The sequence below is a fragment of the Burkholderia sp. BCC1985 genome (assembly GCF_905339915.1).
In the GTDB taxonomy this organism is placed as follows: Bacteria; Pseudomonadota; Gammaproteobacteria; order Burkholderiales; family Burkholderiaceae; genus Burkholderia.
The window spans coordinates 34,883-47,790 of record NZ_CAJPGY010000051.1; the positions used below are offsets into that span (position 1 = coordinate 34,883).

Genomic DNA, 12,908 nt, shown 5'->3' on the forward strand with positions numbered 1-12,908 from the left:
CGGGACGCGTGGAATCAAATTTGAGGGGCCGGAGCGGGAAGCCTTGCAGATATTGGCTCACGGCGCGGGCACGATTCAAAGTTAAATGAATCGTGATATATCGATCGCCGTCACCACCCGGGGTCGTTACGCCGAAGCGCATCACGCAATCTCATCCGCGCTTGGCGCATTTCGGCAGATCGAGAATCCGCCGATCGTCCCGTTGAAAATACGGAGGATCGGCCGGATACCGCGAGGTAGCGGACCGCGCCGCGGCCTTGCCCGGTCGCGTCATCATGTTCTTTACATTATCCTTCTGTCTCCGACCGCCCGCCCGATCCGATGAAGCGTCCGCCGTTTTCCACTCAACTCATCATGCTCTGGGCGCTCGTCGCGGCGCTCTGCGCGACGCTTGTCGCGGTGGTCTGGATCATGGCCAGTTCCGCCGAAGGGCAACAGATCGCCGACGCGCGGGCCGCGGGCGAAGCGTCCTGCGAAGCGGTCGCCTCGCGTTACGACGCTTCTTCCGCCTCGCCCGGCGCCGGATCCGGACCGGAACTGATGCACGCGATCCTCGACATCGTTCTGGCCCGCGCACCGGACATGGAGGGCGGATTCTGGAGATCCGGCGCGGCACCTGCCGAGGGCGGTTTTCTCGCGTACTCGTTTCCCACCTATCAGGGCAGCGGCATCAAGCGCGACGTTCCGGAAGCGGAAATGCCGCTGATCCTCCGGACGCTGCGCGCCGCGGTCGCGACGCACGCCACGACCGCGAACGTTGTCGAAGGCGCGCAGGATGCCGTGATTGCGGCGGCATGTCCGGTACGCGCCGGATCGGGGCTGTTCGTGTGGATGCTGACGCGTGCGCGCCCGCCGCTGGGCCGTCACGGGGAACTGCTGGCAACGGGCCTCGCCGCCGTGCTCGCCGTGATTCTCGCGATCGCGGCGGCGCTGGTCGTCGCGCTGCGCCGATGGAAGCGCAATCTGGCACGGATCGAGAGCGGGCTCGGGCGGGACGGTCGCGAGCATCCCCTTCCGTACGTCGGCGAACCCGATCTCGACCGGGTCATCGATGCGTTCAACGAGCGGGCGCGCCGCGCCGACCGGTTGCAGCAGCAGGCCGTCGAACTCCGTACGCGCCTCGCGCAGGCCGAGCGCTTCGGCATGCTGGGCAAGCTGGCCGCGCAGGTCGCGCACGAGATTCGCAATCCGATGGGCGCAATGCGGCTGAAGGCGGAAAACGCGCTGGCCGGCGATGGCGGGCGGCAGCAGGATGCATTGCGCGTGATCCTGGCGCAGATCGAGCGCATCGATGCGCAACTGTCAGGCCTGCTCGCGCTGACGCAGCCGGTGCGCGCGCATGCGACACGGGTCGACGTCGATGCGTGGCTCGTACACGCGATGGACGCGCACCGCGAGCTTGCCCAGCGGCAAGCGATCGACTTGACGTTGTCGCTCGAGGGTCACGTCGAACGACTTGCGCAGCCGGCGGATTTTCCCGCATTCGATCCCGACCAGATGCGGCGGGCGCTCGACAATCTGGTGCTCAACGCGCTGCGCCATGCCGGCGACGGCGGCGCGGTCACGCTCGCCGCCGCGCGTCGTGCCGTTGCCGGGCGTGACTGGCTGAGGATCACCGTGTCGGACAGCGGACCCGGGGTTCCCGCCGCGCATCGCGAGCGGATTTTCGAGCCGTTCGTGACGGGGCGTGCGGACGGCACCGGCCTTGGCCTTGCCGTCGTCCGCGAAGTCGCCGCCGCGCACGGCGGGCGGGCGTGGCTTGACGATGTACCGCGCGGTGCATCATTCGTTATTGAAATCCCATGGCAACCCTCCTGATAGTCGACGACGACGCGGCATTTCGCGACGGCCTGGCCGAGACGCTGGCCGATCTCGGTCATCGGGTCGTCGAAGCCGCAACCGGGCGGGCGGCGTTGAGCACGCTGCGCGACGGCGGCCGCATCGATTGCATCTTTCTGGATTTTCGCCTGCCGGACCTGGACGGGCTCGCCGTCCTCGCGCAGTTGCGCGGCGATCCGGCACTGGCCGCCATTCCGGTCGTGATGCTGACGGCCCATGCGACCAGCGACAACACGATCGACGCAATGCGGCTCGGTGCGTTCGATCACCTGACGAAACCGATCGGGCGCCGCGACATCGCGCAACTGCTCGCGCGCATCGTTTCCGCGAACCAGCCGCCGGCGGCTGCCGAGCCGCACGGCGGCGGGTTCGCGCACGAACCCGCATCGAACCGCCCGCGGCTGCTGGGCGTGAGCGCGGCGATGCGCGACGTGCAAAAGCAGATCGGCCGCGCGGCGACGAGCGACGCGACCGTGCTCGTCACCGGCGAGACGGGTACGGGCAAGGAGGTGGCGGCCCGCGTGCTGCATGCCGCGTCGATGCGGCATGCCGGACCGTTCGTCGCGGTCAACTGCGCGGCGATCCCGGCCGATCTGCTCGAAAGCGAGTTGTTCGGGCATCGCCGCGGGGCGTTCACGGGCGCGCACGCGGATCGCGCCGGGCGGCTCGTCGAGGCCGACGGGGGCACGCTGTTCCTCGACGAGATCGGCGACATGCCCGCAGCCATGCAGGCCAAGCTGCTGCGCGCGCTGCAGGAGCGCCAGGTGACCCCGCTCGGTGCGGATCGCCCGACCGGCATCGACATTCGGGTGGTGGCCGCGACGCACCGCGATCTCGCGGCGGCCGTCGCGAACGGCACGTTTCGCGAAGACCTGTTTTATCGGCTGAACGTCATTCCGCTGCACCTGCCGCCGCTCGCGGAGCGCGTGGCCGACGTCCTGCCGCTTGCCGCGCATTTCCTGGCGTGCGCGGCAGGCGCGCGCCCGTTGCACCTGACGAACGACTCCCAGCGCGCATTGCTCGATCATCGCTGGCCGGGCAACGTTCGGGAATTGCGCAACGTGATGGAGCGGGCCGCCGCGCTGGCGCCCGGGCCGGCCATCGGCGCGACCGATCTCGGGCTCGGCGACTTACAGAAGCTTCAGTCCGGCAGCGACGCGCTCGCGCTGCCGGCCGGGCTGTTCGACATGCCGCTGCCCGATGCGCTGGCGGCGGTCGAGCGCGCCGCGATTTTGCGCGCGCTCGAGCGCGCGAATGGCAATCGCGCGGAGGCGGCGCGACAGCTCGGCATCGGCCGTCAGTCGCTCTATGCGCGCATCGCGCATCTGGGTATCGAACGGGGTATCGAGCGCGACGACTAATGGTGCCGTCGAGGCTGTCGGCATTGCCGACAACCGGTGGGGAAACGTGTCGCGAAACCCGACACGTTCCGGGCGGTGCGTCGTCCGATGCCCCGCCTGGCGGGCGCGCGCATGCTGGCACGCGGGTTGCAGATAACGATGCATCGCAACCCTTTGCCGGAGCCCGTCATGATGTCGCATCCTTTCGCCAGCCGCTCGCGGCCGCCGCGCCGCACGGCCATTCACCGTACCTGCCGTGGACTGTGCGCCGTCGCGTTGATTGCCGCTGCGACGGCGAGCGCGGCGCAGATGCCGCCCCCGCCGGGTGCCGATGCGCCACCCCCGCCCCCGCCCAGGGCCGGCGTCGTGCCGCCTCCGCCGCCCTTGGCTGCCGTTCCCGGCAACGACATCGCACCGGATGCACTCGTGTCCGGCACGCTTTCGCGCCTGACGATCAACCCGGAAGGTGCGGTCGACGGCTTCGTGCTGACCGACGGGACGCTCGTTGGCGTGCCGCCGCATCTCGGCACGCAGCTGATCGCGCTCGTGCGGCCGGGCGAGCGCGTAACGGTGGCCGGCGAACGTCGCTTCGGCGACGACATCCAAGCGCGCGTCGTGCGCAATGATCGCACCGGCGCGTCGCTGTCCGACCAGCCGCCTGCGCCTGTCGCGCCGGTGCCGCCCGCGCTGCGCGGCGTCAATCTCGCCCGGCTCGGCGTGTCCGGCGTCGTGCGCCGCGTGACGCGCGCGCCGCGCGGCGAGCCGGACGGCGTCATGCTCGACAACGGCGCGATCGTCAAGCTGACGGTGCCGGCCGCCCAGCAGTTCGGCGGGCTGCTCGTGCCCGGTGCGCGCGTTGCGGCGGTCGGCTACGGCACGCGCAATGCCTATGGCGAAGCGCTGCAGGCCACGGCGTTCGGTTCGCCGGGCCATGTCGTGAATCTCTATGACGACGTCGCGCGCTGATCGCGCGACCGCCTTCCCGCAATTCATTAAGGAATCCTGCCATGCACTGGATCGATCCCGCCTGCCTGCCCGAAACGCGCGGCCGCGTCACTCAGTTCCTGCTCAACCCCCAAGGGGAAATCGACGGCCTGATCCTGAACGGCGACTTTCAGATTCACGTGCCGCCGCATCTGGGCCGCGAGCTGGTCCGCCATGTCGAGGTGGGTGACCGCATCCGCGTGCGCGGCGTCAAGGCGCGCGATGCCCGGATGATCGCGGCCGTGCAACTGACCGGGCGCGACGGTGTCGACCTCGTCGACAACGGGCCCGCGCACGCCGCACCGCGGCTGTCGCACGCCGCCCGCAAGACGATGGAGATGAGTGGCGAAGTCGCGTTCACGCTATACGGCCCGAAAGGCGAGTTGAACGGCGCGTTGCTGACGAACGGTGTCGCGCTACGTATGCCGCCGCATGCGGCAGCGGAATTGAGCGACTATCTGCGTGCCGGAGTCCATGTCATGGCGTGGGGGCATGGCGTCGTCACGCCGTACGGTGCCGTGCTCGAGGTGAACGAGATCGGCGAACTCGTCGACGCGGACGACGAATGAACGCGCGTCGATCATGAGACCGGCGCGCGCGCTCGAGGCGCTCAATTTCTTTCTGGCCGACGTGCAGGCCGGCATCGGCCCGTTCGTCGGCGTCATCCTGCTGTCGCGCGGCTGGAGTGCCGATGCGATCGGCTCGGTCATGGCGCTGGCCGGGTTTGCCGCGATGGCCGCGACGCCATTCGCCGGGGCGCTCGTCGATGCGCTGCGCGCGAAGCGCGCGCTGATCGTCGCGGCGACGGCCGCGACGACGCTGGCATCGCTGGCGCTGATGGTTGCCGACGACTATCCGGTGGTGGCGGTGTCGCAGATCCTGGTCGCAGTCAGCGGCGCGGTGCTGGCGCCGGCCGTCGCGGGCGTGACGCTCGGTATCGCCCGCCCGCAGGGCTTCGACCGGCAGTTCGGCCGCAACCAGATGGCGAGCCACGCGGGCAACGTCGCCGGCGCGGCGCTCGCCGGGTGGCTCGGCTGGCATGCGGGATTCGACGCGGTGTTCGCGCTCGTCGCGGTCTTCACGATCCTCGCGATCGCGAGTACGTTGGCGATTCCCGGGCGGGCTATCGACCACGCGTGCGCGCGTGGCCTCGACGCGGAACCTGCGGCGCCGCGAACGAATGGCGCGTATCGGGATGCGTGCGGAGATGCGTGTGCGGGAACGGCGACGTCGCGCGTCGGCGGCTTGCGCACGCTGGCCGCGAACCGGCCGCTGGTCGTGCTCGGCGCGTCGCTCTCGCTGTTCCATCTCGGCAACGCCGCGATGCTGCCGCTCTACGGGATGGGCGTGGTCGCCACCCATCGCAGCAACGCGACCGTGTTCACCGCGCAGACCATCGTCATCGCGCAGCTCGTGATGGTCGCGGCGGCGTGGCTCGCGCCCCGGCTGATTCGCGCGCAGGGTTACTGGCGCGTGCTGCTGCTTTCCTATCTGGTGTTGCCGGTGCGCGGCGTGCTTGCCGCGATGCTGATGAGCGAGGCGGGCGTCTGGCCGGTGCAAGTGCTCGACGGTATCGGTGCCGGCCTGCAAAGCGTCGTCGTGCCGGCGCTCGTCGTGCGCCTGCTGCACGGTTCCGGCCGCGTGAACGTCGGGCAGGGCGCCGTCGCGACCGCGCAGGGTATCGGCGCGGCGCTCAGTCCGGCGCTGGGCGGCGTGCTCGCGCAGCACTTCGGTTATCCGACCGCATTCGTCGTGCTGGGCGCCGTGTCGACGGGCTCGCTCGTGCTCTGGCTCGGCCATGCGCGCTCGCTGAGCGGCGTGTGCGGCAAGCCGGGCGATCTGTCGGCCACGTCGTCATGAACGTGCTTTCCCTCGTCATGCCATTCCCGGCCTGCCCGTGAATTCCGTTTCGCTTGCCTGGCTGATTTCCGCGTCACCACGGCGGGGGGCGTCATGCGTCCGGGCGGCTGGCCCGGCGCGCATTCCGATCGATTCCAGGCCCGGCATTCTGTCGATGCGTGCGGTGCGATGGCCTGACGGCGCATCGCACCCGGACGCGGTGCCAGAAGCGGCATGGCATGGCGCTTCTAGCCCGTGTGCGAGATCGCATCAGAACAAATGCTGGATGCCCGCATAGACACCCGTCTGGCTATGCCCGGGTGTCGGATTGTCGTTGTAGCCGCCGCCGGCGATCGGGCCGCCGGCACCCGCCGCGTTCGACTCCAGACCAAAGTTCGCGTTCTTGCTGTTGCGAACGGTAGCAATCTGCATGTCGAAGAGCGTGCGCTTCGAGATATTGTATGTGCCGCCCACCGTATAGATGTTGGCGTTGCCGCCGCCGTGGTTTGCGTTGACGTGATAGACGGCACCGGTCAAGGCCGCAGCCGGTGTCGCCTGCCACGTGACGCCGCCCCAGACCTGCTGCGTCGACGTAATCCCGTTGTTGGCGGTCGGCGCGCCGTTCGCGTGCGAGGCCTGATAGGCCGCCTGCAGCTTGAACTGGCCGAGGAATACGTTCACGCCCGCGAAGTACTCCCGGGAATAGTTGAACACGTCCGAGAACTTGCCGTTGACGTCGCGCGCCTCGTCGTAGATGCCGCGCACCTGGAAGTACGGATTCGTGTAGGTCAGTTGCAGGCCGTCGGCACGACCTTGTGCGGTCGTGCCGTTACCATTCCAGCTGGTGGCGTTCGACAGCGAATACTGGCCGTACACGTCGAAACCGAAGAAGCTCGGCGACTGGTACGAAATGTTGTTGCTCGTCTTGTTCCAGTTGCGCCCGCGCACGAGCGAACCGGACGACCAGGACGTCTGACCGAGCGGATCGAAGTCCCACAACCCGTTCGAAATCGAGAGCTCGCGGCCGAGCAGCAGCGTGCCGTAAGCGTCGTTGGAAAAACCGACCGTTGCCCAGCGATCCCAGATGGAGCCGGTGCCGCCGAGGTTGCCGTTCATCGCATTGAACGAGCCTTCGAGGTGGAAGACCGCCTTGTTTCCACCGCCGAGATCCTCGGAGCCCTTCAAGCCCCACAGGCTGGTGCCCCAGTCGCCGCTTTCGGCACGCCAGCGGCTCGTCGTGCCGCCGTTGCCGTTGGCAATGCCGCTCAGGTACTCGATGCCGGCGTCGAGGCGGCCGTAGAGCGTGACACTGCTTTGTGCGTGGGCGACGATGCCTGCGGACATCAACGTGGCGGCGAGTATTGCTTTTTTCATAATTGGCTCCAAACCTGTCAGAAAGAAAACGTGTGACTGCGGCACAACAGACCCGGTCAGTTTTTTTATTGAATAAATTAAGGAAAACGAAATTATCTGTCGTGAAAAACGGATCGCGTATCAACAGGGAAAGTGAAATGTTCTTCGCTTGCGGCATGTCCAGCCGGGCAAACTGGACGAAAAGGTCTCCTTGGTCGGTATTGATGTGGGACGAAACTACGGGCGAGTCACGTAGTACAACTAATTCATATATGAAATGCCGGACGGTCTGACGCTCATGAAGCCGGGCTTGCCCGGCGCTCCTTGCGGACGATCTGCAGCGCGATCGGTCCGATCCACGATGCACGCCTAACGTGCGGCGAGCACCTCGAATCGGTAGGCGATTTCAGTTGGCGTGTCAGGATTCAATGCAAGTGCCGTCCGGACCCCGCGGGAATTGATCGGATTGGGCGCGAGCGATGCCGCACGGCCAAGCTCGAATGCGCTCGCGACCGGCTCGATGCCGACGCAGAGGTTGCGGCTGTTCCACGGCGCATACGCACGTCCGCGGTTGCTGATCCACAACAGCAGCGACGGCAGCGCATCGGCATCCCAGGTCAGGCGATAGCGTGCGCCGGCGACGGCGTCGGTCATCGTGACGGAACCGTCGATTCCGCAGAGCTGCAGGATTTCTTCCGTGGGCTGCGCGAGCGGTAGCTGGTCGAATGCACCGAAGCCGCCCTCGCCGAGCGGTACGCGCTCGAGTGATTCGAACGTCGCGCCGGCCAGCGCGCTCGATACGCGCGGTTCCGGACCTGCCGGGTGCACCATGCCGAAACGGTACGTGCCGGGCTCGATTCGAAATGCGCCGGTGAGCGTCGGCAGCGCGAGATTCGGATGCAGACCGATGGGGCAGCGAGCCGACTTGCGTGCTTCGATACGGAGAACGATGTCGAAGGCAGCGCAAGCCGGATCGGCGCGCACGATGCGAGTCAGTCGTGCGATCGACGAGGTCTCGGGGTATTCGATTTCAATTTCGATCTCGTGCGCGGTTTGCCTCACGAGTGACCACACGCCGGTACAGCCGTAGCCATGCTGAAGGTCGTCGCTGGTGTCGAGTGCGACGTCATCCGGGACGATCGGCGTTGCGGCGGCCTTCCGCCAGCCGGGGGGCAGTAGGTCGGGAGAGTAGGGAACACCGAATGGCACGCACGGGAATTCGCTTCGCATGACGCCCAGCAGCCCGGCGGGTTGCGGCTCGGCCTGGCCGAGCCACGGCGCTTCGTAAAACGGACGGATCGTGCGGCCGCCTTGCTGTAATGCAACGCCGCCGAGCATACCTCCTGCTGCATGGAGATCGAACGCGCCGTGCGCCCATTTGAGATGCCAGACTGTATCCATTGCTTCGTCAGGTGTAGTCGGAGAAAACGCTTCCACGATAGGAAGAGGCATGCCGGAGCGGATCAGTTCTCTTCCTCGCTCCAGCAGGTGCCGTATCTCGCCAGCAACGCGCTGGCCTGCGCAGGCCCCCAGTTTCCGGCCGAATAGGGTTTGGGCGCCGCTTTCAGGTCGAGAATCGGCGCGACCCAGCGCCATGCGGCTTCCTGTTCGTCGCGACGCACGAACAGCGCGAGCCGGCCGGCGATCACATCGAGCAACAGGCGCTGATACGCCTCCATCCGGTCTTGCCGAAAGAAGCGGTCGAACGCGAGATCGAGGTAGACGCCTTGCAAGGTCATGCCGAGCCCCGGCCGCTTCGCGAGCGTGCTCAGGCGAATCGATTCGTCCGGTTGCAGCTGGATCGTCAACCGGTTCGAGCCTGCCAGCAGCGCCGTCGGACCGAGCGTCGAATGCGGCGGGCGCTTGAACGTGACGACGATTTCAGCCACGCGTCGCGCCAGCCGCTTGCCGGTGCGCAGAAAGAACGGCACGCCGGCCCAGCGCCAGTTTTCGACCTCGGCCTTGAGCGCGACGAACGTCTCGGTCGGACTGTCGGCCCGGATCCCGGATTCGTCGAGGTAACCCGGTACCGACTCTCCGCGGACCACCCCCGCGCGATACTGTCCGCGCACGACGCTCTGATGCAAGGCTTCCTCGGTGAGCGGCTTGAGCGCGCGCAGCACGCGCAGCTTCTCGTCGCGCACGGCGTCGGCTTCCATCGACTGAGGCGGTTCCATGGCGACGATCGCAAGCAACTGCAGCAGATGGTTCTGCACCATGTCGCGCAGCGCGCCGGTCTGGTCGTAAAAGCCACCGCGCCCGCCGACGCCGAGTTCCTCGGCAACCGTGATCTGAATGTTGTCGATCCATTCGCGGCGCCACAGAGGCTCGAACATCACGTTGGCGAACCGCAGCGCGAACAGGTTCTGCACGGCTTCCTTGCCGAGGTAATGATCGATCCGGTAGATCTGCTCTTCGGAAAAAATCTGGCCGACCGCATCGTTGATCGCCGTCGACGACGCGAGATCGTAGCCCAACGGCTTTTCGAGCACGATTCGCGAGGTCGGCGGGGCGAGCCCTGCCTGCGCGAGTGCGCGGCAAATCGGCACGAACAGCGATGGCCCTGTCGCCAGATAGAAGATCTGGCGCGACGACGCCGGCGAGAGCGCGTCGGCCAGACGCGAGAACGTGCCGGCCTGGCTTGCGTCGAGCGCCACGTACGAGAGCCGTTCGCGGAAGCCGCGCCACGCGCTTTCATCGAACCGGGCCTGCGTCAGATGCGGTCGCACCGACACGTCGACCCAGTCGAGGTAGCCGGCGGTATCGAGTTCGTTCTGCGCAACCGCGATGATGCGTCCCGCGGGGGCGAGCAGGCCATCGCGGTGAGCGGAGTAGAGCGCCGGCAGGATCTTGCGCATCGCAAGATCGCCGGTGCCGCCGAACAGCACGAATTCGAACGGAGCCTGGGTATCGGAGAACGGGAGGTGCGCATTCATGGAGTTTCGCTCGTGGCTGCGTTGGCCGATTCGATCAGCGCATGTACTTCGGCCGCCGTCGGCGCATAGGCGCCGGCGTGCGACGCGACGAGCGCCGCACAGGCGGCGGCGAATCGAAGATGTTCCGTCGCGGGCGCGTCCGGGCGCGTCAGCAGGCTCGCCATCCAGCTGCCGACGCACGCGTCGCCGCAGCCGACCGTGTCGGCGACCGTGACCTTGAAGCCCGGCTGAACCAGCGTTTCATCACCGGCGAAGAGTTCCATGCCGGCCGCGCCGCGCGTGACGAGCACCGCTGCCTGCAGCGCCCACGCACGGATTTGCGCGAGTGCGGCTGCCTCGTCGAATTCCGGGAACAGACCGGCGAGATCCTCGTCGGACACCTTGATGTAGTCCGAGAGACCGATCATCGTGCGCAAGGTGTCGCGGTACGACGGGTCGGCCATCGGCGCACGAAAGTTGGGATCGAACGAAATCCGCTTGCCGGCGGCGCGCGCCGCGAGCGCAATGTCGATCAGACGCGAGACGAGGGGCTCGCGCACCAGGCCGAGACAGCCGAAATGAATGATTTCGGCGGCGTCGAGCCAGTCCGAAGGCAACGCGGCGGGATCGAACGCTAGGTCGGCGCTATTCTCGCCGATGAAGAAATATTTCGGCGGCCGCGTCTCGACCACCATCGCAAGCAGCGGCGGTCGGTCGACCTGCTGCGTGAAGCGCATGTCGAGGCCGGCTTCGGCGCTCTTTCGCATGAGCTCGTCGCCGAATATGTCGGCGCTCACGGCACCGGCAAAGCCGGTCGGCGTGCCGAGGCGCGCGCCGACGCGCGCGACGTTCCAGCATGCGCCGCCGGCAACGCTGTGCCAGCGGTTCGTGTCGTCTCGAATGAAATCGGTCAGGGCTTCGCCGAAGATGACCAGTCGCGGTAGCTTCATCATGGGATTCGGGAGATCAGGCCGCAGCGTGGCGCCGCGTCTTGAAGCGGTTGATCAGTTGGTTGGTCGAGCCGTCGTGCGAGTGAATCTGCGCGGGGGTGAGTAACTCGCCTTCGATCGCAACCGCGAGCTTTTTGCCGAGTTCGACGCCCCATTGATCGAACGAATTGATCCGCCATACCACGCCTTGCACGAATACCTTGTGTTCGTACAACGCGATCAGCGCGCCGAGGGATGCCGGATCGAGCGTGTCCAGGCAGATCGTGTTCGTGGGCCGGTCGCCTTCGAAATTGCGATGAGGTTCGGTCGTCGAGCGCGATCCGTTCATCAAGGCCTCCGACTGCGCGAAACAGTTTGCGACGAGGACGGCATGGTGATGATCGAACACGTGATGCGGCCGCATGCACACGATGAAGTCGGTCGGGATGATCGCGGTGCCCTGGTGCAGGAGCTGGAAGAACGCGTGTTGTCCGTTCGTACCGGGCTCGCCCCAGATGACCGGGCCGGTCGCGTAATCGACGCGCTCGCCGCCGAGCGTCACCGATTTGCCGTTGCTTTCCATGTCGAGCTGCTGCAGATACGCGGGCAACCGGTGCAGATAGTTGTCGTATGGCGCGATCAGCTGGCTCGTCGTACCGAGGAAGTTCTGATGCCAGATGCCGATCAGGGCGAGCAGGACGGGCAGGTTGCAGGCAAGCGGTGCTTGCGCGAAGTGACGGTCCATCGCGTGCGCGCCGTCGAGCAGTTGCTCGAACGCGTCCATGCCGGCCATGATCGCGATCGGCAACCCGATGGCGGACCACAACGAGTAGCGTCCGCCCACCCAGTCCCAGAACGCGAACATGTTGCCGGTATCGATGCCGAATTCCGCAACGGCCGTGGCATTCGTCGAAACGGCGACGAAGTGGCGGGCGATCGCCGCGTCCGGCGCGCCGCTGTCGAGCAGCCAGGCGCGGGCGGTATGGGCGTTCAGGAGCGTCTCGCGGGTCGTGAACGTCTTCGACGACACGATGAACAGCGTCGTCTCCGGGTTCACGCGCTTGAGCACTTCGGCGATGTCGGCTGCATCCACGTTCGACACGAAATGCATCGTCAACCGTTCGTGCGCGTAAGGCTTGAGCGCCTCGCACACCATCTTCGGCCCCAGGTCCGAGCCGCCGATGCCGATGTTGACGACGTCGGTGATCTGGCGGCCCGTGTGGCCGCGCCATTCACCGGAGCGAACCGCGTGGGAGAAGCGCCGCATCCGGGCCAGCACGTCGCTGACCTGCCGCGACACGTCGACGTCGTCGACGATACGCGGCGTACCCGAACGGTCGCGCAGCGCGACGTGCAACACCGCGCGGTTCTCCGTGCGGTTGATGCGCTCGCCGGCGAACATCGCGTCGCGATACGCATCGACGCCCGCCTCCTGGGCGAGGGCGATCAGCAGGGCGATGGTTTCGTCGTCGACGGGGTTCTTCGAGTAATCGACGAAAAGCCCGGCCGCCTCGAGGCTGAAGCGCGATGCGCGTGCCGGGTCGCGGTCGAATCGTGCGCGAATCGAGACGCCGGACAACGCGTCCCGATGGCTGGCGAGCGCGCGCCACGCGCGCGTTTGGGTGAGTGAGGTCATGGTCGTGTCAGGCCTGGGATGCGTTGGGACGGGTCAGTGCGAGCTCCAGCCTTTGTAAGCCTTCACGTTGTCG

At 66.9% G+C, this 12,908-nt stretch carries 10 protein-coding genes; 5 read left to right on the forward strand and 5 right to left on the reverse strand.

The window, feature by feature from the left end; translation table 11 throughout:
• Window positions 1-321: 321 nt before the first annotated feature.
• From U4Z31_RS32145 to U4Z31_RS32165, 5 genes are all read left to right on the forward strand, one after another.
• The gene (locus U4Z31_RS32145) at window positions 322-1,818 is read left to right on the forward strand and encodes a HAMP domain-containing sensor histidine kinase (RefSeq protein WP_321812463.1); all 1,497 of its coding nucleotides are present in this window, start codon (window positions 322-324) and stop codon (window positions 1,816-1,818) included.
• The gene (locus U4Z31_RS32150) at window positions 1,803-3,200 is read left to right on the forward strand and encodes a sigma-54 dependent transcriptional regulator (protein WP_321812464.1); all 1,398 of its coding nucleotides are present in this window, start codon (window positions 1,803-1,805) and stop codon (window positions 3,198-3,200) included. Before U4Z31_RS32145 ends, U4Z31_RS32150 begins: the two co-directional genes overlap by 16 nt.
• 405 nt (window positions 3,201-3,605) lie before the next feature.
• Window positions 3,606-4,145, forward strand: coding sequence for a hypothetical protein (locus U4Z31_RS32155; RefSeq protein WP_321812465.1), 540 nt, complete (start codon window positions 3,606-3,608; stop codon window positions 4,143-4,145).
• A gap of 41 nt (window positions 4,146-4,186) precedes the next feature.
• On the forward strand, window positions 4,187-4,732 hold the full coding sequence (locus U4Z31_RS32160; RefSeq protein WP_321812466.1) for a hypothetical protein: 546 nt from the start codon (window positions 4,187-4,189) through the stop codon (window positions 4,730-4,732).
• Between the two features lie 13 nt (window positions 4,733-4,745).
• Window positions 4,746-6,023: an MFS transporter gene (locus U4Z31_RS32165; RefSeq protein ID WP_321812467.1), complete on the forward strand. Its 1,278-nt coding sequence runs from the start codon at window positions 4,746-4,748 to the stop codon at window positions 6,021-6,023.
• Window positions 6,024-6,272: 249 nt separating this feature from the next.
• Here the strand turns inward: U4Z31_RS32165 and U4Z31_RS32170 are convergent, their stop codons facing one another.
• The 5 genes from U4Z31_RS32170 to pgi form a co-directional block, all read right to left on the reverse strand.
• Window positions 6,273-7,376 carry a porin gene (locus U4Z31_RS32170; protein ID WP_321812468.1) on the reverse strand — a complete coding sequence of 368 codons (1,104 nt, stop codon included), beginning with the start codon at window positions 7,374-7,376 and terminating at the stop codon, window positions 6,273-6,275.
• A 348-nt stretch (window positions 7,377-7,724) separates the two neighbouring features.
• A complete protein-coding gene (locus U4Z31_RS32175) occupies window positions 7,725-8,756 on the reverse strand; it encodes a hypothetical protein (RefSeq protein WP_321812469.1) in 1,032 nt (343 codons plus the stop codon).
• Window positions 8,757-8,818: 62 nt separating this feature from the next.
• Complete coding sequence (gene zwf / locus U4Z31_RS32180; protein ID WP_124571993.1) at window positions 8,819-10,291, reverse strand: glucose-6-phosphate dehydrogenase; 1,473 nt, start codon at window positions 10,289-10,291, stop codon at window positions 8,819-8,821.
• Complete coding sequence (locus tag U4Z31_RS32185; RefSeq protein WP_321812470.1) at window positions 10,288-11,220, reverse strand: carbohydrate kinase; 933 nt, start codon at window positions 11,218-11,220, stop codon at window positions 10,288-10,290. The genes zwf and U4Z31_RS32185 overlap by 4 nt, the downstream gene beginning before the upstream one ends.
• Before the next feature lie 16 nt (window positions 11,221-11,236).
• Window positions 11,237-12,835 (reverse strand): glucose-6-phosphate isomerase, encoded by a 1,599-nt coding sequence (gene pgi / locus U4Z31_RS32190; RefSeq protein ID WP_321812471.1) that lies wholly within the window; start codon window positions 12,833-12,835, stop codon window positions 11,237-11,239.
• Between the last annotated feature and the right edge of the window lie 73 nt (window positions 12,836-12,908).